We start from the raw sequence: 24,398 nt of genomic DNA on the forward strand, positions 1-24,398 counted from the left end.
CCTGCTTCGCAAAGCAAGGGACGGCCAATTTGAACCATTCCCTGCTTTCGCCAAGACAGTGGGCTTTGCCGCTCGTCACCGCAACGGAAACCATTTGTTAAGGTTAACGGCGATTAGCCATACGCGTGAGGATACAGACCAACGCCTCAAAACTGTGGATGGCGCCGGTTTTTGCGATGCTCGCGGGCTCAATTCACCGGTGGATAGAGCGTGTCGATGATCATGCGCGCATCGTGGCGCGAATCGAGCATGCCGTAGGTGTTGCGCCACTGGCCAGCCAGGCGCGTCTCGACGAAAGCGTCGGCGATCCGCCCTGCCCCCAGCCGGCGCAATTCCGCCGCCGCCGCCGACAACGCCAACTGTTCGGTCAGCAGCCGAGCCGACCCTTCGTCGGTTGAAGCGACCTGCATCGCCGCCTTCAGCACGCCGATCGTGCCGCGCCCGCCGGCGCCGAGATCGCGGTCGATGCCGGCCAGCACATCCTCGAACAGGCCGGGCGCGCGGCCAAGCACGCGCAGCACGTCGAGCGCCATGACATTGCCCGAGCCTTCCCAGATCGCATTGACCGGGGCTTCTCGATAATAGCGGGCGAGTGGCGCCTCCTCGACATAGCCGTTGCCGCCGAGGCACTCCATCGCCTCGTAGAGCAGCGGCGGCGCGATCTTGCAGACCCAGTATTTGACGACCGGCGTCATGGCGCGGGCAAACGCCGCTTCACCTCGATCGCTGGCCGCCTCGTCGAAGGACCGCGCCAGCCGGAACGACAGTGCGGTGGCGGCGGCGACATCGAGCGCCATGTCGGCCAGCACGCGCTGCATCAGCGGCTGCTCGATCAAGGTTGAGCCGAACACCTGTCGGTGGCGCGCGTGATGGACGGCCTCGGCGAGGCCGGCGCGCATGATCGCCGACGATGCGATGGCACAATCGAGCCGGGTCAGGGTGACCATGTCCATGATCGTCTTCACGCCTGCACCCGGTTCGCCGACCATCTCACCGATGGCGTTGACAAATTCTACTTCGGAGGACGCGTTGGAACGGTTGCCGAGCTTGTCTTTCAGCCGCTGGAAGCGGAAGCCGTTGCCCGTGCCGTCGCCGAGAACGCGCGGCACGAGGAAGCACGACAGTCCCTCCGGCGCCTGCGCCAGCACCAGGAACGCATCCGACATCGGCGCCGACATGAACCATTTGTGTCCGGTCAGGCGATAGAACCCGCTGCCGGCGCGTTCCGCCCTCGTCACATTGGCACGCACATCGGTGCCGCCCTGTTTCTCGGTCATACCCATGCCGAGCGTCAGCCCGGTCTTCTCGACCGGTGGCTTCTGGCTCTGGTCATATTTGCGCGTCGTCACACGCGGCGCCCATTCGCGAAACAATTTTGGGCTGGCCATCAAGGCGGCAAGCGAAGCGTTGGTCATGGTGATCGGGCACAGATGCCCGGTCTCAAGTTCCGCTGTCAGATAGAACCGGGCAGCGCGGACCTGATGGCGACGGCCGATCTCGGCGTCGCCGTTTTCCCACACCGAGGAATGCAGCCCGTTGGCCACCGAGCGGCGCATCAAGGCATGATAGGCGGGATGGAACTCGACCACGTCGATGCGCCGTCCCTGGCGATCATGTGTCCTGAGCTTCGGTGTCTCGACATTGGCGAGGCGGGCCAGTTCCTGCGCCTCCTGCGTCAGCACGAAACGGCCGAGCCCGTCGAGATCCTTGCGCACCGGATCGGAAAAGCGCTCCGCGAGCTGGATCAGCAACGGATCCCCCCGCCAGGCGTTGCCGCCCGTCAGCGGCGGCGGCTGGTTCGTCACGTCGTCGGTCACGCCCAATCCTTCTATCGGTAGAAAGGCCCTTGTCGTCAGAAAGCCACGAATCCGAGGCCGTCGGCTAGATATAGCCAAGCCTTGCAGCGCGCGCGATGAAAATACCGGGGAGAACGGCTGCAATCCAAAGCTGGCGCTTGCAGCCGCAATATCTCCACCCTATAGCAGCGCCTTGAGATGACCGACGCTTCGTCCCTGCCACTCTATCCTCACCGCCATCTTCTGGGCATCCGCGATCTTTCGCCCGCCGACATCGAGCTATTGCTCGACAGGGCGGATCGAGCGGTCGCGATCTCACGGCAGTCCGAGAAAAAAACCTCGACGCTGCGCGGCCGCACCCAGATCAACCTCTTCTATGAAGCATCGACGCGCACGCAGTCGTCGTTCGAGCTGGCCGGAAAACGGCTCGGCGCCGACGTCATGAACATGTCGGTGGCAAGCTCTTCGGTGAAGAAGGGCGAAACGCTCATCGACACGGCGATGACGCTGAACGCCATGCGCCCCGACATATTGATCATCCGCCATCAGTCGGCCGGTGCTGCCGCGCTTCTGGCGCAGAAGGTCGGCTGTTCAGTGGTCAATGCCGGCGACGGCGCGCATGAGCATCCGACACAGGCGCTGCTCGACGCGCTGACCATCCGCCGCGCCAAGGGTCCGCTGTCGAAGCTGATCGTGGCCATCTGCGGCGACATCCTGCATTCGCGCGTGGCGCGCTCGAACATCATGCTGCTCAACGCGCTCGGCGCGCAGGTGCGCGTCGTCGCGCCGTCGACGCTGCTGCCCACCGGCATCGAAAAAATGGGCGTCATCGTCACCCGTTCGATGGCCGAAGGCCTCAAGGGCGCCGACGTGGTGATGATGCTGCGCCTGCAGCGCGAGCGCATGGAAGGCGCCTTCGTGCCTTCGGTGCGCGAATATTTCCGCTATTTCGGCCTCGATGCCGAGAAGCTGAAGGCGGCCAAGGACGATGCGCTGGTGATGCACCCCGGGCCGATGAACCGCGGCGTCGAGATCGCCTCGGAAATCGCCGATGGTCCGCAAAGCGTCATCCAGGAACAGGTCGAGATGGGCGTTGCTGTGCGTATGGCCGTCATGGAAGCGCTGCTCGACCCGCGCCGCAATCATGAGGGCCGCGGCGCATGAGCATAACGGTCTTTGAGCGCGCCCGCATCGTCGACCCCTCGCGCGGCATCGACGAAGTCGGCGCTGTCATCGTCGAGGGCCGCAAGATCGTCGCCGCAGGCAAGGCAGCACTGAACCAGGGCGCGCCGGAGGGCGCAACCGTCATCGACTGCGCCGGGAAGGCCGTCATTCCAGGCCTGATCGATGGCCGCGTCTTCATCGGCGAACCGGGCGGCGAACATCGCGAAACCATAGCGTCCGCGAGTGTCGCGGCGGCAGCCGGCGGCGTCACCTCCATCGTCATGATGCCCGATACCGATCCGGTGATCGACAATGTCGCGCTGGTCGAGTTCGTGCTGCGCACCGCCAAGGACACGGCAAGCGTCAATGTCTTTCCGGCGGCGGCGATCACCAAGGGCCTCGACGGGCGCGAGATGACCGAGTTCGGCCTGCTGCGCGAGGCCGGCGCCGTCGCCTTCACCGATGGCCGCCACACCATATCGAGCGCGCTGGTGATGCGCCGTGCGCTGACCTATGCGCGCGACTTCGGCGCCACCATCGTGCATGAAACGCAGGATGCCGACCTCGGTTCGTCCGGCGTGATGAACGAAGGCCTCTACGCCAGCTGGCTCGGCCTTTCCGGCATTCCGCGTGAAGCCGAATCCATCCCGCTGGAGCGCGACCTTGCGCTGGCACGGCTGACGCGCGGTTCGTACCATGCGGCAAAGATCTCGACGGCGATGGCGGCAAACGCTGTCACGCGTGCGAAAGCCGATGGTGCGGCCGTCACATCAGGCGTCGCGATCCACAATCTGTCACTGAATGAAAACGATGTCGGCGAATACCGCACCTTCTTTCGCCTGACGCCGCCTTTGCGCGCCGAGGAAGATCGGCTGGCGATGATCGAGGCGGTCAGGGACGGCACGATCGACATCATCGTCTCCTCGCACGATCCGCAGGATGTCGACACCAAGCGCCTGCCCTTCGCCGATGCGGCGGCCGGCGCCATCGGGTTGGAGACCCTTCTGGGCGCGGCCTTGCGGCTCTACCACAATGGCGACGTGCCGTTGCTGAGGCTGATCGAGACCTTGTCCACCGCTCCGGCAAAACTGTTCGGACTGCCCGGCGGCACGCTGAAGCCGGGTGCTGTCGCCGATCTTGCGCTGGTCGATCTCGACGAACCCTGGATCGTCAGCGAAAGCGGCATTCGTTCGCGCTCGAAAAACACCTGTTTCGAAGGCGCGCGGCTGCAAGGCAAGGTCTTGCAAACGCTGGTTGCGGGCCGCACAGTGTTTTCCGTCTGAGCTGGTCGCTGTACATCGCGTCTGATCCAGCAAGACTGGGGGAAATGCGGGGGAAACAATGACTTACAACTTCATCCTGGCGCTGGTGTTCGGCTATTTGCTCGGCTCGATTCCGTTCGGGCTGCTGCTCACCCGCGCAGCCGGCCTTGGCGATGTGCGCAAGATCGGCTCCGGCAACATCGGCGCCACCAATGTTCTGCGCACCGGCAACAAGGGCCTTGCCGCCGCGACGCTGCTGCTCGACGCGCTGAAGGGCACGGCCGCCGTGCTTGTTGCTGGCCATTTCGCGCCTGAACTGGCGATCTGGGCCGGTCTCGGCGCCTTTCTCGGCCATCTCTTCCCGGTATGGCTCGGGTTCAAGGGCGGCAAGGGCGTCGCCACCTATCTCGGCGTGCTGATCGGCCTGGCCTGGCAGGTGGCGCTGATCTTCGCCGTCGTCTGGCTGGTGATGGCTTTCCTGTTCCGCTACTCCTCGCTGGCAGCGCTGACGGCGGCCGTTATCGTGCCGATCGCTCTCTATGTCCTGAGCACGCCGCAGATTGCCGCCCTGTTCGTGGTGATGAGCATCATCGTTTTCATCAAGCACCGGGAAAACATTTCGCGCCTGCTTGCCGGCACCGAAGGCAAGATCGGAGCCAAGGGGTGAACGATCGCGCCACCGCGGTGAGCGAGCCGGCCGGGCCGCGTCTCAGCGACCGGCAGCGGCTGAGCTGGCTGCGGCTGATCCGCACCCAGAATGTCGGCCCCGCCTCCTTTCGCGACCTGATCAACCGCTTCGGTTCGGCCGAGGTGGCGCTGGAGATGCTTCCGGAACTGATGATTTCGGGCGGCGCCCGTCGGATCGCCCGCATCCCGTCCGTTGCCGAAGCCGAGGCCGAACTGGAAACAGCCCGAAAGGCCGGCGCGCGCTTTGTCGGCATCGGTGAACCCGACTATCCCCAACTCTTGCGCAGCATGGATCATCCGCCGCCACTGTTGGCGGTCAAAGGCAATGCCGCCGTGTTCCGGCTGCCGGGGGTCGCGATTGTCGGCGCGCGCAACGCATCGCTGGCCGGCATCAAGATGGCGCGCATGCTGGCGGCCGATCTTGGCCGCGACGGCTACGCAATTGTCTCCGGCCTGGCGCGCGGCATCGACACCGCGGCGCATCAGGGCAGTCTGGCGACCGGCACGATCGGCGTGTTGGCCGGAGGCCTCGACCTGCCCTACCCGCCTGAAAATGCCGGTCTGTGCGAGGAAATTGCCGCGCGCGGCGCCGTCATCTCGGAAATGCCGTTCGGCTGGCAGCCGCGCGCCCAGGATTTCCCGCGCCGCAACCGTCTTGTCGCGGGTGCGGCCCTTGGGCTGGTGGTGGTCGAGGCAGCGCAACGCTCTGGATCCCTGATCAGCGCCAGGCTTGCCGGGGAAATGGGACGACTGGTCTTCGCCGTGCCGGGCTCACCGCTCGATCCACGCGCCGCCGGTACCAACGGCCTGCTCAAGGATGGCGCCACCCTGGTCACCGAGGCGTCGGACATTTCGCGGGCGATCGCCCCGCTGACCGGCATGCGAGCGCCCGACGTGCCGCCGTTCGAAGAGCCGCCCGACTTCTCGGCCACACCACCGCCCGGCGAAAGCGACCGCGCCCGAGTCATCAAGGCACTCGGCCCGACACCAGTGGCGGTCGACGAGATCATCCGCCACACTCGCCTGCACCCGGCCCAGGTCTTCATGGTCCTGCTGGAACTCGATCTCGCCGGCCGCATCGAGCGCCATGCCGGGGGCAATGTCTCGCTGGTGTTTGCGAATGAGTGAGCAATGGTGAGCGCGATGGGATTCGAACCCATGACCTACTGATTAAAAGTCAGTTGCTCTACCGGCTGAGCTACGCGCTCCCGCGGGCGCGAAAGGTGGCCCTCGAAATTGCGCGGAACATAGGGAGAGTGCCGCGACCGGTCAACCGGAAAAACAGCATTCGCACGCCCGGCTTTTCCAGCACGACCACCGGGTCTGAGCGGCCGCTTCGATCATGAGAGGCACCGCCCTGGCAGAGCGATTGCGCGACCGGTCAGCCGCGTCGCCAGCGGGCCGGAGAAACATTACAAATCAGCAACTTGACTTTTCGAGGGGAACTATAGGCCACCTCGCCCGTTTCCTCGCCACAAGGGACGTCAATCACCCTTTCGAAGGAGAGAATAATGAACAAGATCGTATCGGGTATACTGGCGACCACCCTGTCAGTTTCTTTCGCGGCGACTGCCATGCCGGCCAATGCAGCGCAAATGTTCGTGCCGCAGGCACCGGAGGCCTCGTCAAATATTCTGAACGTCGAAGCTCGCAACGGTGATTTCCAATGGAAGAAGCACCATGGCGATCGCCGCAACTTCAGCCGCAATTTCAACGGCAATCGGAACTTTGCCCGCAACAATGATCGTGGCGTGTATTGGAACGGCCATCGCGGCTATCGCGAATACCATCGCGGCTATCGTCGCCATGGCGACAACTGGTTCCCGCTGGCTGCCTTCGCGACTGGCGCCCTGATCACCGGCGCGATCATCAACAGTGAAAACAACCGTGTCTATGAAGGCAACTCGCATGTGCAGTGGTGCTACGATCACTATCGCAGCTACCGCTCTTCGGACAACACGTTCCAGCCGAACTACGGCCCCCGTCAGGAATGTCGTTCGCCTTACTGATCCTAAGCGAAGTGCTGAGTAAAAGACCCGCGCCGGAAACAGCGCGGGTCTATTCCTTTACGCTTAAGGTTCTGCGCACCGCATCCCGCCAGCCCGCGAGCTTGGCTGAACGGGTTGACGTCTCCATGTCCGGCTGGAAGCGCCGTTCGAGTGCCCAGCTTTTCGCGAATTTCCTGGCATCCGGCCACACACCTGCCTTCGAGCCGGCGAGCCATGCGGCGCCTAGCGCGGTCGTCTCGAGAATGGTCGGGCGGTCGACCGGCGCATCGAGGATGTCGGCCAGCCGCTGCATGGTCCAGTCCGATGCTACCATGCCGCCATCGACCCGCAGCACGGTCTTGGCCGAAGCGCCCTTCCAGTCCTTGCGCATGGCGTCGAGCAGGTCGCGCGTCTGGTAGGCCACGGCTTCCAGCGCGGCGCGGGCAAACTCCGCCGGCCCGGAATTGCGGGTCAGGCCAAAGATGGCGCCGCGTGCTTCGGCATCCCAATGCGGTGCGCCCAGCCCGACAAACGCTGGCACGAGGTAGACGTTCTGTGTCGGATCGGCTTCATCAGCCAGTCTGCCGCTCTGCTCGGCCTTGCCGATCACCTTGATGCCATCGCGCAACCATTGCACCGCGGCGCCGGCAATGAAGATCGAGCCTTCCAGTGCGTAGGTCGTCTTGCCGTTCAGGCGGTAGGCAATGGTGGTCAGCAGTCGGTTCTTCGAACGCACCAGGTCGCTGCCGGTGTTTAACAGCGCAAAGCAGCCGGTGCCGTAAGTCGACTTCATCATGCCTGGCTCGAAACAGGCCTGGCCGATGGTCGCGGCATGCTGGTCGCCGGCGACGCCGAGGATTCTTATCTCGGCGCCAAAGAGATTTTTCTCCGTGATTCCATAGTCATCGGCGCAGTCCTTTACCTCAGGAAGCATTTTTGCCGGGATGTTGAGAATCGCCAGCAGCTCGTCATCCCAGGCATTTTTCTCGATGTTGTAGACCAGCGTGCGCGAGGCGTTGGTGGCGTCTGTCGCATGGACCTTGCCGCCGGTCAGCCGCCAGATCAGGAAACTGTCGATGGTGCCAGCGAGCAACTCGCCCTTCTCGGCGCGCTTTCTGGTACCTTTCACCTTGTCCAACATCCAGGCGATCTTGGTGCCGGAAAAATAAGGATCGAGCAGCAGGCCGGTTTTTTTCGTGAATTTCTTCTCCAGCCCTTGCTTCTTCAGCTTCTGGCACAGCGGCGCGGTGCGCCGGTCCTGCCAGACGATGGCATTATGGATAGGCTTGCCGGTCGCCCTGTCCCAGATGACGACGGTCTCGCGCTGGTTGGTGATGCCGATCGCGGCCACCTCGGCAGCAGTCCGACCGGCGTTCTTCAGCGCCGCCTTCACGGTCGACACGACGCTCGCCCAGATATCCTCGGGATCGTGCTCGACCCAGCCGGAGGCCGGATAGTGCTGGGTGAACTCCTGTTGCCCGCTGCCCGCGACCCTCATCTTGTCGTCGAACAGGATCGCCCTGGTCGATGTCGTGCCCTGGTCAATGGCAAGGATGTATCCGGTCATTCTGCCTCCCCGCTTAGTCTTTTACACAAACAGGGGAGACGGCAAGATGCCGCCTCCCCCTATTCTCATGATGCGGGCGCGAACGCCAACATCAAGGTTACTTCTGCCAGCTCTTCACCAGTTCGTCGTAGTTGATGGTGATCGGCTTTTCCTTCTCGTTCTCGATCTTCAACTGAGGAGCGAGATTGCCTTTCTTGACCGCGTCGGCGTTCCAGTAGGCGAGGTCATGCTCTTCGGCCATCTTCGGGCCGATATCGCCCTGGACGCCCGACTTCTCGATGCGGCTCATCACCTTTTCCTGCTCGCCGCAGAGCGAGTCCATCGCTTCCTGCGCCGTCTTGGCACCCGACGACGCATCGCCGATCGCCTGCCACCAAAGCTGTGCCAGCTTCGGATAATCAGGCACGTTGGTGCCGGTTGGCGACCACTGGACGCGGGCCGGCGAACGGTAGAACTCGATCAGGCCGCCGAGCTTCGGAGCGCGCTCGGTGAAGCTCTTGTCGTCGATCGTGCTCTGGCGGATGAAGGTCAAGCCGACATGGCTCTTCTTCACGTCGACGGTCTTCGAGGTTACGAACTGCGCGTAGAGCCAGGCGGCCTTGGCGCGGTCGGTCGGCGTCGACTTCATCAATGTCCAGGAACCGACGTCCTGATAGCCGAGCTTCATGCCGTCCTTCCAGTAGACGCCGTGCGGCGACGGCGCCATGCGCCACTTCGGCGTGCCGTCGTCGTTCAGCACTGCCTTGGCGCCGGCATCGACCATCGAAGCGGTGAAGGCGGTGTACCAGAAGATCTGCTGGGCAACCGCGCCCTGAGCCGGAACCGGGCCGGATTCGGAGAAGGTCATGCCCTGGGCTTCGGCCGGGGCGTAGGCCTTCAGCCAGTCGAGATACTTCTGGATCGAGTAGACGGCGGCCGGGCCATTGGTGTCGCCGCCGCGCGCGGTGCAGGAGCCGACCGGTCGTGAATTCTCGTCGACCTTGATGCCCCATTCGTCGACCGGCAGGCCGTTCGGCAGGCCCTTGTCGCCGTTGCCGGCCATCGACAGCCAGGCGTCGGTGAACCGCCAGCCGAGCGACGGGTCCTTCTTGCCGTAGTCCATGTGGCCGTAGACCTTCTTGCCGTCGATCTCGCGGCCGGTGAAGAATTCGGCGATATCCTCATAGGCCGACCAGTTGACGGGAACGCCGAGGTCGTAGCCGTACTTGGCCTTGAAGTCCGCCTTGTTCTTTTCATCGTTGAACCAGTCGTAACGGAACCAGTAGAGATTGGCGAACTGCTGGTCCGGAAGCTGGTAGAGCTTCTTGTCCGGTGCCGTCGTGAACGAGGTGCCGATAAAGTCCTTCAGGTCGAGGTTCGGGTTGGTGACATCCTTGCCCTCGCCCGCCATCCAGTCGGTCAAATTGCGCACCTGCTGGTAGCGCCAGTGGGTGCCGATCAGGTCGGAATCGTTGACCCAGCCGTCATAAAGGTTCTGGCCGGTCTGCATCTGGGTCTGGATCTTCTCGACGACGTCGCCTTCCTGGATGACGTCATGCGTGATCTTGATGCCGGTGATGGCGGTAAAGGCCGGGGCCAGCACCTGGGATTCATACTGGTGCGTGGCGATGGTTTCCGAAACGACCTTGATATCCATGCCGGCGAAAGGCTTCGCGGCATCGATGAACCACTGCATCTCGGCTTCCTGGCCGGCGCGGTCGAGCGTCGAAAGCGGACCGATTTCCTTGTCCAGGAAGGCTTTTGCCTCGTCCATTCCGGCATAGGCATTGCCAACCCCGAGCAACAGGACAAGCGCAGTCGTTGATGTTAAAAATTGCCGTCGCATGTGTTTCCTCCACGTTACAGGTTTCAAGTGCGATCTGGAGCGGCCGCCGGCACGCGGTCGCTCCAACAGTTTCCCCCTCTATACGTAGCGGAACACGCCAACGGCGTAGACCACGGAGAGAGCGAGAGCCCACCACAGGTTGGATCCGACAAGACCCAACCAAGCGAGATGGATAAAGGCGCTGCCAAGCAGCGACAGGAAAAGACGGTCGCCGCGCGTTGTCTCGAAACGCAGCACGCCGACGCGCGGATTGCCGCCCGGCGAGGCGTATTCCCACGCCGCCATGCCGCACAGCAGCAGAAAGATGGTTCCGAAAAAGGCCGCCGTCGGCCACGTCCACGCCATCCAGGTGAGGTCGAAATTCATGGTCATACCCTCCCCAGGGCGAAGCCCTTGGCGATGGTGTTGCGGATGAACTCGTGCGTTTGTTTCATCACACCCTCCCCAGGGCGAAGCCCTTGGCGATGTAGTTGCGCACGAACCAGATGACGAGCGCGCCGGGGATCAGCGTCAGCACGCCGGCGGCGGCGAGCAGGCCCCAGTCCATGCCGGCGGCCGAAACGGTGCGGGTCATGGTGGCGGCGATCGGCTTGGCGTCGGTGGTGGTCAGCGTGCGCGCGATCAGCAATTCGACCCATGAGAACATGAAGCAGAAGAAGCAGGCGACGCCGATGCCGCTCGCGATCAGCGGCATGAAGATCCTGATGAAGAAGCGCGGGAACGAATAGCCGTCGATATAGGCGGTCTCGTCGATTTCCTTCGGCACGCCCGACATGAAGCCTTCGAGGATCCACACCGCCAATGGCACGTTGAACAAGCAGTGCGCCAGTGCCACCGCGATGTGGGTGTCGATCAGGCCGAACGCCGAATAGAGCTGGAAGAACGGCAGCGCGAACACCGCCGGCGGCGCCATGCGATTGGTCAGCAGCCAAAAGAACAAATGCTTGTCGCCGAGGAAGCGATAGCGCGAGAAGGCGTAGGCCGCCGGCAGCGCCGCCGCCACCGAGATCACCATGTTCATCACCACATAGGTGATCGAGTTGATGTAGCCTGAATACCAGGACGCATCGGTGAAGATGGTGACGTAATTGGCGATCGTCGGCTGGTGCGGATAGAGCGTCAGCGAGGAGACGATCTCGGCATTGGTCTTGAAGCTCATATTGATGAGCCAGTAGATCGGCAGCAAAAGCACGATGATGTAGACCGTCGGCACGATCCACCACCAGCGCGATTCCTCGCCGCGGCGGCGCATCAGCCGCGCGATCTGGTCCTGCGACATTGCGCTGGCCAGTGCTTCCGAAGCCGTCGTTTCGCTCACTCTGTCCTGCCTCGTCGTTCTTTCGTTGGCGCCGCTCATCTCAGCGCTCCGCGTCGTAGTTGGTCATCACGGTGTAAAACACCCATGACAGCAGAAGGACGATGAGGAAGTAGACCAGCGACATGGCTGCCGCCGGACCGAGGTCGAACTGGCCGAGTGCCGTTTTGACCAAGTCGATCGACAGGAACGTCGTCGAGTTGCCGGGACCGCCGCCCGTCACCACGAAGGGCTCGGTGTAGATCATGAAGCTGTCCATGAAGCGCAGCAGCACGGCGATCAGCAGCACCCGATTCATCTTCGGCAGCTGGATGTAGCGGAACACCGCCCAGCGCGAGGCGCCGTCGATCTTGGCCGCCTGATAGAAGGCATCCGGAATGGAAACCAGGCCGGCATAGCAGAGCAGCACGACGAGGCTGGTCCAGTGCCAGACATCCATGACGATGACGGTGACCCAGGCGTCGAACGGGTCCTGCACGTAGTTGTAGTCGATGCCGAGCGCATTGACGTAGTAGCCGAGCAAGCCGATGTCGTTGCGCCCGAAGACCTGCCAGATGGTGCCGACGACGTTCCAAGGGATCAACAGCGGCAGCGCCATCAAAACCAGGCAGACCGGCACGCCCCAGCCCTTTTTCGGCATGTTGAGGGCGATGAAGATGCCGAGCGGCACTTCGATGGCCAAAATGATGAAGGAGAAGATCAGGTTGCGGACCATCGCCTCCCAGAAGCGGCTGGAAGAGAGCAGTTCCTCGAACCACTCGGTGCCGGCCCAGAAGAAGACGTTGTTGCCGAACGTGTCCTGCACCGAATAGTTGACGACGGTCATCAGCGGGATGACCGCCGAGAACGCCACCAGCACCAGCACCGGCAGCACCAGGAACCAGGCCTTGTTGTTCCAGGTCTTTTCCATCTATGCCCCCATCTCGACGCGCCAGGAATCGGCATAAATGTTGATACCGGCCGGGTCGAACCGCACCTTCGGATCGGCAGGCACGGTCTCGTCCTCGCCGATGACAGCCGCAATCTCGCGGCCTTCGAGATTGGCACGGACCACCTTATGGCGGCCGAGATCCTCGACCTTGCTGATCGAAACGGCCATGCCGTCGCGGCCGAGCCGGACATATTCGGGACGGATACCGAGCTCGATGGCGCCGCTGCCGGCCTTTGGCACGCCGGGCAGTTCGATCCGCTGCGAACCCAGTTTTGCCGTCTTGCCGTCGATCGCCACCGGCATGACGTTCATGCCGGGCGAGCCGATGAAATAGCCGACGAAGGTATGCCGCGGCCGCTCGAACAGTTCGGCCGGCGTGCCGATCTGCACGATGCCGCCATCATACATCACCACGACCTGGTCGGCGAAAGTCAGCGCTTCGGTCTGGTCGTGCGTGACATAGACCATGGTGTAGCCGAAGCGGCGGTGCAGCTGTTTCAGCTGCGAACGCAACACCCACTTCATGTGCGGATCGATGACGGTCAGCGGTTCGTCGAACAGGATGGCGTTGACATCCGAGCGCACCAGTCCACGGCCGAGCGATATCTTCTGCTTCTGGTCGGCGGTCAGCCCCCTCGCCTTCTTCTTCGCCCAGGACGCCAGATCGATCATCTCCAGCGTCTCGCGCACCTTGCGGTCGACATCGGCTTCCGGCACGCCGCGATTGCGCAGTGGGAAGGCCAAATTGTCGTAGACGGTCATGGTGTCGTAGATGACCGGGAACTGGAACACCTGCGCGATGTTGCGCTCCTGCGTCGACAAATTGGTCACGTCCTTGCCGTTGAACAGCAACTGGCCGTGTGAGGGGTGCAGCAATCCCGAAATGATGTTGAGCAGCGTGGTCTTGCCGCAGCCCGAGGGCCCGAGCAGCGCATAGGCGCCGCCATCCTCGAAGGTGTGATGCACTTCCCGCAGCGCGAAATCGGCATCCTTCTGCGGGTTGGGCAGATAGGAATGCCTGACATGGTTGACGTCGATGCGCGCCATCTCTTTCCTCTCAAGCCGCCAGCTTCGGCGCGCTCACGGCGCGGCCGTGCTCGTCGAAAACCATGATGTGGCGCGGATCGATGAACACCTCGACCACTTCGTCAGGCTCGAAATCGCGAATGCCGTGGGTCAGCATGACCCAGCGCGCATCGGCGAAATCGAGATGGATGAAACTCTCCGACCCGGTGATCTCGGTGATCGTCACCTTGGCCCGCACCGGCACTGCCGCCGCGTTGGGCCGCTCGAGCGACAGGTGATGTGGCTGAAAGCCGATCGTATAGATGGCGTCAGCAATACCGGAGAGCTCGGCCGGCACCGGCAGGTTCACGCCGCCCTCGAGCAGGAAATCCCGGCCCTTCTTGGCAAGCACGATGGTGTTGAGCGGTGGATCGGAAAACGTCTTGGCTGTCACCAGGTCGGCCGGCTTGCGGAACACCTCGATGGTCGATCCGAACTGGGTGATCTTGCCCTCCGAAAGCGTCGCCGTGTTGCCGCCGAGCAGCAGGGCCTCGTGCGGCTCGGTCGTGGCGTAGACGAAGATGGTGCCGGCGGCGGCGAATATCCTGGGCAATTCGGCGCGCAGTTCCTCGCGCAGCTTGTAGTCGAGATTGGCGAGCGGTTCGTCGAGCAGGACCAGGCTGGCGTTCTTGACGATGGCGCGCGCCAGCGCGGTGCGCTGCTGCTGGCCGCCGGACAGGCTAAGCGGCGTGCGGTCGAGATAGGGTGTCAGCTTGAGAAGCGCGGCGGCATTGCGCACTTCCTTGTCGATCTTGGCCTGATCGGTGCCGGCCACCCTGAGCGGCGAAGCGATGTTCTCATAGACGGTCATCGCCGGATAGTTGATGAACTGCTGGTAGACCATGGCGATCTTGCGCTTCTGCACCGGTACGCCGGTGACATTCTGGCCGTCGAACCAGATCGAACCGGAGGTCGGCACATCGAGACCGGCCATCAGCCGCATCAGGCTGGTCTTGCCGGAGAGCGTAGGTCCGAGCAGGACGTTGAGCGAGCCGTGCTGGAGCGTCAGCGACACGTCGCGGATATGCTCGACCGCACCGACCGTCTTGGTGACGTTTCTCAGTTCCAGCATGACGCCTCCTCCCAGGCCTTCCGCATCAGCTCAAACCCCTCTTCATTCGGCGGCCGCGACATGTCGCCGGCTTATGCCGTGCATGAATTCATCGAGAGCCGCCACCTGCTCGCGGCTGAGATGCAGACCGCGCTTGGTCCGGCGCCACAATACATCTTCGGCGGTGACAGCCCATTCGTTTTGAACGAGATAGCGCACCTCGGCCTCATAAAGATCGGCGCCGAAGTTACGGCCCAGATCAGCATTCGATTTGGCCAGCCCCAACAGCATCCTTGCGCGGGTGCCGTAGAGCCTGGTCAGCCGGCGGGCCAGGCGCGCGTCGAGGAACGGATAGGCGGTTTTTAGTTTCGCCACTTCGGCATCGAAACCGGTGGCCGGGAAATCCCCGCCCGGCAGTGGCGCGTTTGCCGTCCATGGCTTGCCGCGCTTGCCGAGAAAGCCCTCGATCTTTTCCAGCATCGATTCCGACAGCCGGCGATAGGTGGTGATCTTGCCGCCGAAAGCATTGACGATCGGGGCTGCGCCCTCGCCGCCATCGGCCTTGAGCACATAGTCGCGCGTCGCTTCCTGCGCCTTGGAGGCGCCATCATCGTAGAGCGGGCGGACGGCCGAATAGGTCCAGACGATGTCCGAGCGCTTGACCGGTTGCGCGAAATATTCGCTTGCCGCGGCGCAGAGGTAGTCGATCTCGGTGTCGCTGATCTTCACGTCATGCGGATCGCCGGGGTAATCCTGGTCCGTGGTGCCGATCAGGGTGAACTCTTCCTCATAGGGAATGGCGAAGATGATGCGGCCATCCCTGTTCTGGAAGAAATAGGCGCGCGGATCGTCGAATTTCTTGGCGATGACGATGTGGCTGCCCTGCACGAGGCGGACATTGTGCACATCGTTGAGGCCGACAACGCCGGAAAGCACATGATCGACCCAGGGTCCCGCGGCATTGACCAGCAGGCGCGCCTTGATCTCCTCGGTCTCGCCGGTCTGCAGGTCCTCGATCTGGACCGTCCACAAACCGTTTTCGCGGCGCGCGCCGACCACTTTCGTGCGGGTGCGGACCGTTGCGCCGCGATCGGCGGCATCACGCGCGTTCAGCGCCACCAGCCGCGCATCATTGACCCAGCCATCCGAATATTCGAAGGCCTTTTTGAACAGCGGTTTCAAAGGCTTGCCGGCTGGATCCCTGGCCATGTCCAGCGTCCTGGTCGCCGGCAGCAATTTGCGCCCACCAATGTGGTCGTAGAGGAAGAGACCGAGCCTGATCAGCCAGGCCGGGCGCAGGCCCTTGGCATAGGGCAGCACGAAGCGCATCGGCCAGATGATATGCGGCGCGTTCTTCCACAGAACCTCGCGCTCCATCAGCGCCTCGCGCACCAGGCGGAATTCGTAGAATTCGAGGTAACGCAGGCCGCCATGGATCAATTTGGTCGAGCCAGAGGAGGTCCCGCTGGCCAGGTCGTTCATCTCGGCGAGAAAGACGGAAAAGCCACGCCCGACGGCATCGCGGGCGATACCGCAGCCATTGATGCCGCCCCCAATGACGAAAATGTCACGGATCGGAGATGCGTCCACAAATTCCTCCAGCGATTTCGCATTGCACCATTTTTGGGCTTTTACGAAACCGTGTCGGAATTATTTCGAAATGATAACGAATGTCAAACGAAATATCACGAGCGCGTGATATCGGGTCGAAAACCGCCTAGGCGAGCGACGTCTCGATCAGTTGAACCTCGGCCTCCTGGCAGATCTTGCGCACCGACGGGATGTCGCAACGATCAGTGATGAAGGTGTTGACCTGCGACAGGTGGCCGATGCGCACGGGTGCGGTTCGCTCGAATTTGGTCTGGTCGGAAACCAGGATGACATGCCTTGCATTGGCGATGATCGCCTGCGCCACCTTGACCTCGCGGAAATCGAAGTCGAGCAGCGCGCCGTCATGGTCGATCGCCGACGCGCCGATCACCGCATAGTCGACCTTGAACTGCCTGATGAAGTCGACCGCCGCTTCGCCGACCACGCCGCCATCGGAACCGCGCACAACCCCGCCGGCGATCACCACCTCGATCGAGGGATATATCCGCATCCTATTGGCAACATTGATGTTATTGGTGATGACCATGAGTCCGGTGTGATCGAGCAACGCCTTGCTGACCGACTCGGTCGTGGTGCCTATGTTGATGAACAGCGAGGCATTGTCGGGGATCAGCCTGGCTGCCGCACGGCCGATCGCCTCCTTCTCGTCGGCAGCAATCTTGCGCCTCGCCTCATACTCCATGTTCTCGATGCCGGACGGGAACAAGGCGCCGCCATGGATGCGCGAAAGCAGCCGCTGGTCGCACAAATCGTTGAGATCCTTGCGTATGGTCTGCGGCGTCACATTGAAGTGGGTGGCGAGGTCATCGACCAACACGCGACCATGATCCTTGGCCATCTGGATGATTTCGGCATGGCGTGGCGACAGATACATAGGCAACCTCCCGTTTTCGTTTTTCTTGTCTATAGTCGAAAACGAAACCGATGAAAAGGCATAAGCCGGCTAATGAAATGCATGTGATTGCCAAGGCAAATGCGAACGCAAACCAGATTGTGCCTGATCAGGCCATACCGCGCGCGATTTCCGTGATGACGGTGAAGGCCATGTCGACATCGGCGGCGGTCGCCTCGAACTGGCCGACCTGGAAGCGGATTGCCACCCTGCCATCGACGCTCGTCTGCGTCAGGTAGATGCGGCCGTCGTCGTTGATCATATTGACCAACCGCAGATTGTGCGCGTCCGCATCGGTGCCAGCCGCGGTCTTGTGCCGGAACGAGAACAACGACAGCATCGGCTCGCTGACGAGCTCGAAATCCGGCTCCCTTGCCAGCCGCGCGGCAAGCCCTTCGCTCCAGGCAACATGATTGCGGATCATCGTGCGCAGGCTTTCCAGGCCATGGGCACGCAGCAGGAACCACAATTTCAGCGCACGGAACCGCCGGCCGAGCGGCACCGACCATTCGGAATAGTTGATGATGCCGTCGTGGCCGTGTGTCTTGAGATAATCCGGCTTGATGGCCAGCGTCCTGACATGGCTTTCGGGGTCGCGCAGGAACTGGATCGAGCAGTCGAACTGCGCGCCCAGCCATTTGTGCGGATTGAAAACGATCGAATCGGCACCTTCAACGCCTGTCCAGAAATGCCGATACTCCGGACAGATCATCGCCGATCCCGCCCAGGCGGCATCGACGTGAAGATAAAGTCCATGCCGCCGCGCCACCTCGGCAACCGCCGCAATGTCGTCGGTGCCGCCGGTGCTGGTGCCGCCGACGCAAGCGATGATGCCGGCCGGCAGCATGCCTGCTTCCCGGTCGGCGACGATTGCCGCCTCGAGCGCTGCCGTATCCATGGCGCGAAAGCGGCCGCCGACGGGAATGCGCACAAGATTGTCCTCGCCAATGCCGGACACCCAGATCGCGCGGTCGATCGAAGTGTGCACCTGGTCGGAGGAATAGATGCGCAGCCGCGCCTGCCCTGCCAGCCCTTGCTTGTTGCCTTGCCAGTCCAGTGCCCGCTCGCGCATGGTCAGCACCGCGGCCAGTGTTGCCGACGAGGCCGAATCCTGGATCACCCCGGCGAACCCTTCGGGCAGGCCGAGCGCCTGGCGCATCCAGTCGACGGTGCGCGTTTCGAGTTCGGTCGCCGCCGGCGACGTCTGCCAGAGCATGCATTGCGCGGCCATCGCCGAAACCAGATATTCCGCCACCACCGAGACCGGCGCCGCATTGGCCGGGAAATAGGCGAAGAAGCGCGGATGCTGCCAATGCGTCATCCCCGGCAAAATCTTCTCTTCGAAGTCGGCGAAGATCCGGTCCATCGGTTCGGCGTCTTCAGGCGGCGAAGCCTCGATGCTTTTGAAAATGGCGCCCGGATCGACCTGCGGCCGCACCGGCCGCTCGCGCAGCGAGTTACGGTAGTCGGCACCCCAGTCGGCGGCGCGCCGCGACCATTGCCGGAAATCATTGTTGTTCATCCTGTCCTCCCGACATGATCCCTCGCCGCCATCCATCACGGCTGGCCTCTTTATTAATTAACGCGTGAAATATATGCAACCGCCAGCGAATGCGGCATGCCTCAGCCCGGGAAATCCGGCAGGCTGGCAAAAGCCGTCTTCAGCGCATTCGACCAGCCGTCCGATATCGTGCGGTAATACTGGTCGTCTTGGCCGATCCGCTTCTTCAACCCGACCTTGAAGGCGTCCTTCTCAAGGAAGAGCAGGTCGAGCGGCAAACCGACGGACAGGTTCGACTTCAGCGTCGAATCGAACGACACCAAAAGCAGCTTCACCGTCTCGGCGAGGCTCATCGTTTTTTCATAGGCACGGATGATGATCGGCTTGCCGTATTTGGTCTCGCCGATCTGGAAGAACGGCGTGTCATCGGTCGATTCGATGAAATTGCCTTCGGGATAGATCATGAACAGGCGCGGCTCGCTGCCCTTGATCTGGCCGCCGAGGATGAAGGAAGCATTGAAGTAGGAATCCGCCTTCTCGCCCGCAGGCGACGAGCTGGCGATGACCTCCTTGACCGTATCGCCGACCAGCCGCACCGTCTGATACATAGACGGCGTTTCCAGAAGCGTGGCGTGACGGTCGGCAATTGCCTTGGTGCGTTCGTCAAGCAGGCTGACCACGGCCTGCGTCGTCGCCAGATTGCCCGCCGACATCAAAACGATGACGCGCTCGCCCGGCTGCTCCCAGATATGCATCTTGCGGAAGGTGGAAATCGAATCCATGCCGGCATTGGTGCGCGTGTCGGACATGAACACGAGCCCGCGATCGATCTTCAGGCCAACGCAATAAGTCATGGAATCTCTTCTAGAGCAATTCCAGGAAAAGTGTGAAGCGGTTTTCCGTCCGGAATTGCGTTAAAACAAAGGGATAGAGCGGTTCGGCGTTTCCTTGAAACGATGAATCGCTCTGACAGCAATCTTGCGAAGGATTACTGCTCCACCGTGACGGTGACCGCAAGCTGTTCTTCCGCCTGTCCCAGCCGAATTCCCGACACCGGCGTGGCGTCGCGGTAGTCGCGGCCCGTTGCCACCTTTACATAGCGCTCGTCAGGCGAAATGCCATTGGCGGCATCGAAGGCAACCCAGCCGAGACCGGAAACATGCGCTTCGGCCCAGGCATGACTTGCGGCCTGCTCGACCGTCGCATCCAGCATCAGATAGCCGCTGACATAGCGGGCCGGAAAGCCCATGGCGCGCGCCGCGGCGGCAAAGATATGGGTGTGATCCTGGCAGACACCGGTCTTGAGCGCCAAGGCTTCCTCCGCCGGCGTCGTCGCATTGGTGGTGCCGGGCGTGTAGGCAACGCGCTCGCCGATGACAGCCATCAGCCGGTGAAGCCTCTCGATGTCGGTGCCCTTGCCGATCGATGCCGCGAGTTCGCGAACACCGCTGCCGATCGTCGTCAATGGCGTTTCATGGCTGTACAGCCAGAGCGGCGTAAAGCCCTGGTGTGGTCCCGAGACACCCGCGGTGTCGCGCGTCACCACTTCGCCTGACGCTTCCACCGTGATGAAGTCGCGCTCGCCCTCGACGCTCAGCAGCCTTGTGTCGTTGCCGAAATGGTCGACAAAGCGAACCTCTTCGCGCGCGCCTTCGATCGCCAGCGCCCAGGACAGAACGGTCTGCGTCGATCCGCTGACCGGAAGCAGCCGCAGCCGCTGCAACAGATAGTGCACCGGTGCATCGTAGCGGTATTCGGTCCGGTGAGTGATCTTCAGCCGCATATCAATTGAACCGGTAATCTTGTGCGATCTCATCGCCGAGCTTGGTGTTGTCGCGAATGAACTTGGCCAGGAATTCATGCAGGCCGGTATCGAAAATATCCTTGATCGACCCGGCTCTCAGCATTGTCTGCGTCTTCTCGGCCGTTGCGTGGCAGGCATGGCGCTCGCCGTAATCGTCGCCGAGGAATTTCAGATGCTCCGACAGGAAGCGATAGCAGAAGGTCAGCGAGCGCGGCATGCGGACATTGAGGATCAGATAGTCGGCAATGTTGGTCGGCTTGTAATCGGCGTCATAGACCCAACGGTAGGAGCGATGCGCCGAGACCGAACGCAGGATCGATTCCCACTGGTAGTTGTCGAGCGTCGAGCCAACCCAGGAGATCGACGGCAGGAGCACATAGTATTTCACGTCGAGGATGCGCGCCGTGTTGTCGGCGCGCTCGACATAGGTGCCGAGCTGCGAGAAATCGAAGATCTCGTTGCGCAGCATGGTGCCGTAGAACGAGCCGCGGATTAGCGCCGTCTCGCGCTTGATCGCGTCGAGCACGCTGGGCAGGTCGCGCTCGTCGATCGGCCTGGCCAGCATCCGCTTCAGCGACATCCAGGCCTCGTTGATGCTTTCCCAGGTCTCGCGCGTCAGCGCGGTGCGCACCATGCGGGCATTGTTGCGGGCCGTCTCGATCGACGCCATGGTGCTGGACGGGTTCGACGTGTCGCGCAACAGGAAATCGGCGACATTGGCGGCGGTATAGTCAGAATATTTCTGGCTGAAGGTGACGTCAGAACCAGCGCTGAGCAGCACCGAATTCCACTCTTCCGAGGCGCTCTGCGTGCGGGTAAGCGCCATGCGCAGGCCGGCATCGACCAAGCGCGCCATGTTTTCCGCCCGCTCGATGTAGCGGTTCATCCAGTAAAGCCCGTTGGCGGTGCGGCCGAGAAGCATGTCAACGTGCCCCGATTTTGAGCGAGTAGCGAATAGGGAGTAGCGAATAGGGGAAAAATAGCTTCATGACTTTTGTTGCAGGCTCCTGATCATAGAACGTAGCATTTTCCCTATCTCATCGGCTTTGCTAAGCAAGCGCACCACCTCTGCTTCAACCATCAACCCTACTTTTCCGGACACGATCAGGTGCGTTTCCAACTCTTTGAGAGATCCCTGGGCCATGCGAAGAAATTGAATGAATGATCCTGTACTTTCTCGCCCATGTCCTTCAGCGATGTTCGCGGCAATTGATACGGACGACCGCCGCATCTGAGAGGTCATTCCGTAAACTTCGCTGCTTGGAAAAGCTTTCGTTGCTGAATAGCAATCTACGGCCAACTCGACGGCCGCCTTCCAAACAATCAAGTCCCTGTAAGAGTTAATCGTCGTTTTGCTGCCCTTCCCCTATTCGTTACTCACTATTCGCTATTCGCTTCAATCATCCAGCACCCACGTGTCCTTCGTCCCGCCGCCCTGCGAGGAATTGACCACAAGCGAGCCTTCCTTGAGCGCGACGCGCGTCAGCCCGCCGGGCACGATCTGGATGCGATCGGAGACCAGCACATAAGGCCTGAGATCGACGTGGCGTGGCGCCAGCCCCTTTTCCGTCAGGATCGGGCATGTCGACAGCGCCAGCGTCGGCTGGGCGATGTAGTTCGACGGTTTTGCCGCGAGTTTCTTGGCGAAGGTCTCGCATTCCTTCTTGGTCGCCGCCGGCCCGACCAGCATGCCGTAACCGCCGGAACCGTGCACTTCCTTGATCACCAGCTCGTCGATGTGCTCGAGCACGTATTTCAGGCTGTCCGGCTCCGAGCAGCGCCAGGTCGGAATGTTGCCGAGGATCGCCTTGCGGCCGGTGTAGAATTCGATGATCTCGGGCATGTAGGAATAGATCGCCTTGTCGTCGGCGATGCCGGTGCCAGGCGCGTTTGCGATGGTGATGTTGCCGGCCCGGTAGACATCCATGATGCCGGGCACACCAAGCGCCGAGTCCGGCCGAAACGTCAGCGGGTCCAGGTAAGAATCATCGACACGCCGGTAGAGCACGTCGATCTGCTTGTAGCCTTCGGTCGTACGCATGGCGACATGGCCGTCGACGACGCGCAGATCCTGGCCCTCGACCAGTTGCACGCCCATCTGGTCGGCAAGGAAGGCGTGTTCGAAATAGGCGGAATTGTAGCTGCCGGGCGTCAGCACCGCGATGGTCGGCGCGCCCTTGGTGCTTTGCGGCCGCACCGCCGCCAGCGACTGGCGCAGAAGCTGCGGGTAGTTTTCCACCGGCCGCACCTTGATCTTCTGGAACAGCTCGGGAAACAGCTGCATCATCGTCTCGCGGTTCTCCAGCATGTAGGAGACGCCTGACGGCGTGCGCGCATTGTCCTCCAGCACGTAGAATTCGTCCTCTGAAATGCGGACGATGTCGACGCCGATGATGTGCGTATAGACGCCGGCCGGCGGCCTGACGCCTATCATCTCCGGCAGGAATGCCTCGTTCCTGGCGATCAACTCCCGGGGAACGCGCCCTGCCCGCAGAATCTCCTGGCGGTGGTATATGTCGTCGAGAAAGGCGTTCAGCGCCTGCACGCGTTGCTCGATGCCTTGCGTGAGGCGCCGCCATTCATTGCCTGAAATGATGCGGGGAACGATGTCGAACGGGATCAGCCGCTCGGAGGCTTCCTGCTCGCCATAGACGGCGAAGGTAATGCCGGTCTTGCGGAAGACGCGTTCGGCGTCCTGCATTTTTTCGGTCAGCCTTGCCGGATCCTGCTCCTTCAGCCAGCGATCATAGGCCGAATACGGTGTTCTCAATCCGGAGACTTCCGGAAGCATTTCATCGAACGCTGCCAATCGCATACTCCCCTGTGACGCCATTTCACTGGCGTCGCCGGAGAAAATCAAGCGCAATCGGTGATTTGGGAGATACGGGCGATCAGTATGTTGCGCCTGCCTAAAATTGAGGCAGCCGAAATATGACAGTAATCAGGCTTTGCCTCGTGTCCGGGCAAGTGGGTTTAGCGGCTAAAAGGCGCGGAACGTGACGACGGTGAACGTGTCCTTGATGCCGGGGAGAATCTGCACCTTCTCGTTGACGAAATGGCCGACATCTTCCTCGTCGTCGACATAGAATTTGGCGAGCAGATCGTAGTTGCCGGCAGTCGAGTAGATTTCCGAAGCAATCTCGGCATCGGCAAGCGCACTGGCAACCTCATAGGATTTGCCGAGCTCGCATTTGATCTGCACGAAAAACGCCTTCATGGCTTCGTCCCGCTAAACGTCCAAGTCCAGCGGCCCTTCTGGCAGACTGGAGGCGGGCTTTCAAGCGCTGGAATGAATGCTCAGCCGGCCCGGACCTGGGCTACGACCTCCCGCAGCTCCGCCACCGGCATGCCGCGCTTGAACAGCCTGCCGCCAATCACCAGCGCCGGCGTGCCCCGCAGCTGGCGAATAATCGCAATCGCTGAAACCGCGATGCGCTGCCAAGCGTATGTTATGATGCGTCTTCGGACAGCACTGTTTTTTGAGGGAAGATATTTCGCGGGACAACGGAGACAGGCCATGCGCCGCAAGTTTTTCGCATTCGCGTTCGTTCCACTCATCCTCGCCTCGTCGGCATTCGCCGGCGATGCCGAGATCAAGGCAGGGCAGTCTGTCATCGACGGTCAGTTGAAGGCCCTCATCGCCAATGACGGCGCCACCGCCTACAGCTTCGCCGCCCCGAATGTGAAACGGATCTTCCCGACCGTCGACGCCTTCATGAACATGGTGACCAACGGCTACCCGCCGGTGCGCAAGCCGCAGACCTACTCCTTCGGCAAGGTCGAGGAGACGGCCCCGGGTTCGATCGTCCAACAGGTGCTGATCGTTGGACCGGACGGCAAGGACTACGAGGCTGTCTACACGTTGCAGCAACAGCCCGACGGCAGGTTCCAGATCACCGGCTGCAGCCTGCGCGCGTCGAATTCACTCAGCACTTGAGG

At 61.9% G+C, this 24,398-nt stretch carries 23 protein-coding genes and 1 tRNA gene; 6 read left to right on the forward strand and 18 right to left on the reverse strand.

Annotated features, from left to right (window positions below; translation table 11 throughout):
* Positions 1-188: 188 nt before the first annotated feature.
* A complete protein-coding gene (locus FCU66_RS17730; RefSeq protein WP_136619005.1) occupies positions 189-1,817 on the reverse strand; it encodes a DNA alkylation response protein in 1,629 nt (542 codons plus the stop codon).
* 177 nt (positions 1,818-1,994) lie between these two features.
* Here FCU66_RS17730 and FCU66_RS17735 point away from each other — a divergent pair, with 177 nt between their 5' ends.
* From FCU66_RS17735 to dprA, 4 genes are read left to right on the forward strand one after another with little or no spacing between them, the layout of a single operon-like run.
* Positions 1,995-2,960: an aspartate carbamoyltransferase catalytic subunit gene (locus FCU66_RS17735; protein ID WP_056587495.1), complete on the forward strand. Its 966-nt coding sequence runs from the start codon at positions 1,995-1,997 to the stop codon at positions 2,958-2,960.
* Complete coding sequence (locus tag FCU66_RS17740) at positions 2,957-4,243, forward strand: dihydroorotase (RefSeq protein WP_136619004.1); 1,287 nt, start codon at positions 2,957-2,959, stop codon at positions 4,241-4,243. The genes FCU66_RS17735 and FCU66_RS17740 overlap by 4 nt, the downstream gene beginning before the upstream one ends.
* 58 nt (positions 4,244-4,301) lie before the next feature.
* Positions 4,302-4,889: a glycerol-3-phosphate 1-O-acyltransferase PlsY gene (gene plsY, locus FCU66_RS17745; protein WP_136619003.1), complete on the forward strand. Its 588-nt coding sequence runs from the start codon at positions 4,302-4,304 to the stop codon at positions 4,887-4,889.
* 17 nt (positions 4,890-4,906) lie between these two features.
* Positions 4,907-6,037 carry a DNA-processing protein DprA gene (dprA, locus tag FCU66_RS17750; protein WP_136619032.1) on the forward strand — a complete coding sequence of 377 codons (1,131 nt, stop codon included), beginning with the start codon at positions 4,907-4,909 and terminating at the stop codon, positions 6,035-6,037.
* A gap of 4 nt (positions 6,038-6,041) precedes the next feature.
* On the opposite strand, the gene FCU66_RS17755 is transcribed toward dprA, so the two are convergent.
* Positions 6,042-6,117, reverse strand: a tRNA-Lys gene (locus tag FCU66_RS17755).
* A gap of 303 nt (positions 6,118-6,420) precedes the next feature.
* Here FCU66_RS17755 and FCU66_RS17760 point away from each other — a divergent pair.
* Entirely contained in the window at positions 6,421-6,918 is a 498-nt protein-coding gene (locus FCU66_RS17760; protein WP_136619002.1) for a BA14K family protein, read from the forward strand.
* 49 nt (positions 6,919-6,967) lie between these two features.
* On the opposite strand, the gene glpK is transcribed toward FCU66_RS17760, so the two are convergent.
* From glpK to FCU66_RS17840, 16 genes are all read right to left on the reverse strand, one after another.
* Positions 6,968-8,464, reverse strand: coding sequence for a glycerol kinase GlpK (gene glpK, locus FCU66_RS17765; protein WP_136619001.1), 1,497 nt, complete (start codon positions 8,462-8,464; stop codon positions 6,968-6,970).
* 97 nt (positions 8,465-8,561) lie between these two features.
* Positions 8,562-10,289, reverse strand: a complete 1,728-nt coding sequence (locus FCU66_RS17770; protein ID WP_057145741.1) for an ABC transporter substrate-binding protein — start codon at positions 10,287-10,289, stop codon at positions 8,562-8,564.
* Between the two features lie 78 nt (positions 10,290-10,367).
* Positions 10,368-10,655 carry a DUF2160 domain-containing protein gene (locus FCU66_RS17775; protein ID WP_057145740.1) on the reverse strand — a complete coding sequence of 96 codons (288 nt, stop codon included), beginning with the start codon at positions 10,653-10,655 and terminating at the stop codon, positions 10,368-10,370.
* A 67-nt stretch (positions 10,656-10,722) separates the two neighbouring features.
* Positions 10,723-11,646, reverse strand: a complete 924-nt coding sequence (locus tag FCU66_RS17780; protein WP_136619000.1) for a carbohydrate ABC transporter permease — start codon at positions 11,644-11,646, stop codon at positions 10,723-10,725.
* A gap of 1 nt (position 11,647) precedes the next feature.
* Entirely contained in the window at positions 11,648-12,514 is an 867-nt protein-coding gene (locus tag FCU66_RS17785; RefSeq protein ID WP_057145738.1) for a carbohydrate ABC transporter permease, read from the reverse strand.
* The gene (locus FCU66_RS17790; RefSeq protein ID WP_136618999.1) at positions 12,515-13,582 is read right to left on the reverse strand and encodes an ABC transporter ATP-binding protein; all 1,068 of its coding nucleotides are present in this window, start codon (positions 13,580-13,582) and stop codon (positions 12,515-12,517) included.
* A gap of 10 nt (positions 13,583-13,592) precedes the next feature.
* Positions 13,593-14,672, reverse strand: a complete 1,080-nt coding sequence (locus FCU66_RS17795) for an ABC transporter ATP-binding protein (RefSeq protein WP_136618998.1) — start codon at positions 14,670-14,672, stop codon at positions 13,593-13,595.
* Positions 14,673-14,714: 42 nt separating this feature from the next.
* Complete coding sequence (gene glpD / locus FCU66_RS17800) at positions 14,715-16,241, reverse strand: glycerol-3-phosphate dehydrogenase (protein WP_136618997.1); 1,527 nt, start codon at positions 16,239-16,241, stop codon at positions 14,715-14,717.
* 127 nt (positions 16,242-16,368) lie between these two features.
* Complete coding sequence (locus FCU66_RS17805; RefSeq protein ID WP_136618996.1) at positions 16,369-17,136, reverse strand: DeoR/GlpR family DNA-binding transcription regulator; 768 nt, start codon at positions 17,134-17,136, stop codon at positions 16,369-16,371.
* A gap of 127 nt (positions 17,137-17,263) precedes the next feature.
* A complete protein-coding gene (locus tag FCU66_RS17810) occupies positions 17,264-18,676 on the reverse strand; it encodes a pyridoxal phosphate-dependent decarboxylase family protein (protein WP_136618995.1) in 1,413 nt (470 codons plus the stop codon).
* 101 nt (positions 18,677-18,777) lie between these two features.
* Entirely contained in the window at positions 18,778-19,509 is a 732-nt protein-coding gene (locus FCU66_RS17815; RefSeq protein ID WP_136618994.1) for a proteasome-type protease, read from the reverse strand.
* A gap of 134 nt (positions 19,510-19,643) precedes the next feature.
* Entirely contained in the window at positions 19,644-20,438 is a 795-nt protein-coding gene (locus FCU66_RS17820; protein ID WP_136618993.1) for a transglutaminase family protein, read from the reverse strand.
* A 1-nt stretch (position 20,439) separates the two neighbouring features.
* Positions 20,440-21,381 carry an alpha-E domain-containing protein gene (locus FCU66_RS17825; protein ID WP_136618992.1) on the reverse strand — a complete coding sequence of 314 codons (942 nt, stop codon included), beginning with the start codon at positions 21,379-21,381 and terminating at the stop codon, positions 20,440-20,442.
* A gap of 63 nt (positions 21,382-21,444) precedes the next feature.
* Positions 21,445-21,804 (reverse strand): four helix bundle protein, encoded by a 360-nt coding sequence (locus FCU66_RS17830; protein ID WP_136618991.1) that lies wholly within the window; start codon positions 21,802-21,804, stop codon positions 21,445-21,447.
* A 51-nt stretch (positions 21,805-21,855) separates the two neighbouring features.
* Positions 21,856-23,268, reverse strand: coding sequence for a circularly permuted type 2 ATP-grasp protein (locus FCU66_RS17835; protein WP_168991929.1), 1,413 nt, complete (start codon positions 23,266-23,268; stop codon positions 21,856-21,858).
* Between the two features lie 171 nt (positions 23,269-23,439).
* The gene (locus FCU66_RS17840; protein ID WP_010909609.1) at positions 23,440-23,676 is read right to left on the reverse strand and encodes an Lrp/AsnC family transcriptional regulator; all 237 of its coding nucleotides are present in this window, start codon (positions 23,674-23,676) and stop codon (positions 23,440-23,442) included.
* A gap of 300 nt (positions 23,677-23,976) precedes the next feature.
* Between FCU66_RS17840 and FCU66_RS17845 the strand changes: the two genes are divergently transcribed.
* The gene (locus tag FCU66_RS17845; RefSeq protein WP_136618989.1) at positions 23,977-24,396 is read left to right on the forward strand and encodes a DUF4864 domain-containing protein; all 420 of its coding nucleotides are present in this window, start codon (positions 23,977-23,979) and stop codon (positions 24,394-24,396) included.
* Positions 24,397-24,398 lie beyond the last annotated feature (2 nt).

Source organism: Mesorhizobium norvegicum (assembly GCF_004919685.1).
GTDB lineage: Bacteria > Pseudomonadota > Alphaproteobacteria > Rhizobiales > Rhizobiaceae > Mesorhizobium > Mesorhizobium norvegicum.

Coding starts and splice junctions, on each gene's coding strand:
- FCU66_RS17735 (WP_056587495.1), top strand. CDS start 1,995: ATGACCGACGCTTCGTCCCTGCCACTCTATCCTCACCGCCATCTTCTG.
- FCU66_RS17740 (WP_136619004.1), top strand. CDS start 2,957: ATGAGCATAACGGTCTTTGAGCGCGCCCGCATCGTCGACCCCTCGCGC.
- plsY (WP_136619003.1), top strand. CDS start 4,302: ATGACTTACAACTTCATCCTGGCGCTGGTGTTCGGCTATTTGCTCGGC.
- FCU66_RS17760 (WP_136619002.1), top strand. CDS start 6,421: ATGAACAAGATCGTATCGGGTATACTGGCGACCACCCTGTCAGTTTCT.
- glpK (WP_136619001.1), bottom strand. CDS start 8,464: ATGACCGGATACATCCTTGCCATTGACCAGGGCACGACATCGACCAGG.
- FCU66_RS17770 (WP_057145741.1), bottom strand. CDS start 10,289: ATGCGACGGCAATTTTTAACATCAACGACTGCGCTTGTCCTGTTGCTC.
- FCU66_RS17775 (WP_057145740.1), bottom strand. CDS start 10,655: ATGAATTTCGACCTCACCTGGATGGCGTGGACGTGGCCGACGGCGGCC.
- FCU66_RS17780 (WP_136619000.1), bottom strand. CDS start 11,646: ATGAGCGGCGCCAACGAAAGAACGACGAGGCAGGACAGAGTGAGCGAA.
- FCU66_RS17785 (WP_057145738.1), bottom strand. CDS start 12,514: ATGGAAAAGACCTGGAACAACAAGGCCTGGTTCCTGGTGCTGCCGGTG.
- FCU66_RS17790 (WP_136618999.1), bottom strand. CDS start 13,582: ATGGCGCGCATCGACGTCAACCATGTCAGGCATTCCTATCTGCCCAAC.
- FCU66_RS17795 (WP_136618998.1), bottom strand. CDS start 14,672: ATGCTGGAACTGAGAAACGTCACCAAGACGGTCGGTGCGGTCGAGCAT.
- FCU66_RS17805 (WP_136618996.1), bottom strand. CDS start 17,136: ATGTATCTGTCGCCACGCCATGCCGAAATCATCCAGATGGCCAAGGAT.
- FCU66_RS17810 (WP_136618995.1), bottom strand. CDS start 18,676: ATGAACAACAATGATTTCCGGCAATGGTCGCGGCGCGCCGCCGACTGG.
- FCU66_RS17815 (WP_136618994.1), bottom strand. CDS start 19,509: ATGACTTATTGCGTTGGCCTGAAGATCGATCGCGGGCTCGTGTTCATG.
- FCU66_RS17820 (WP_136618993.1), bottom strand. CDS start 20,438: ATGCGGCTGAAGATCACTCACCGGACCGAATACCGCTACGATGCACCG.
- FCU66_RS17825 (WP_136618992.1), bottom strand. CDS start 21,381: ATGCTTCTCGGCCGCACCGCCAACGGGCTTTACTGGATGAACCGCTAC.
- FCU66_RS17840 (WP_010909609.1), bottom strand. CDS start 23,676: ATGAAGGCGTTTTTCGTGCAGATCAAATGCGAGCTCGGCAAATCCTAT.
- FCU66_RS17845 (WP_136618989.1), top strand. CDS start 23,977: ATGCGCCGCAAGTTTTTCGCATTCGCGTTCGTTCCACTCATCCTCGCC.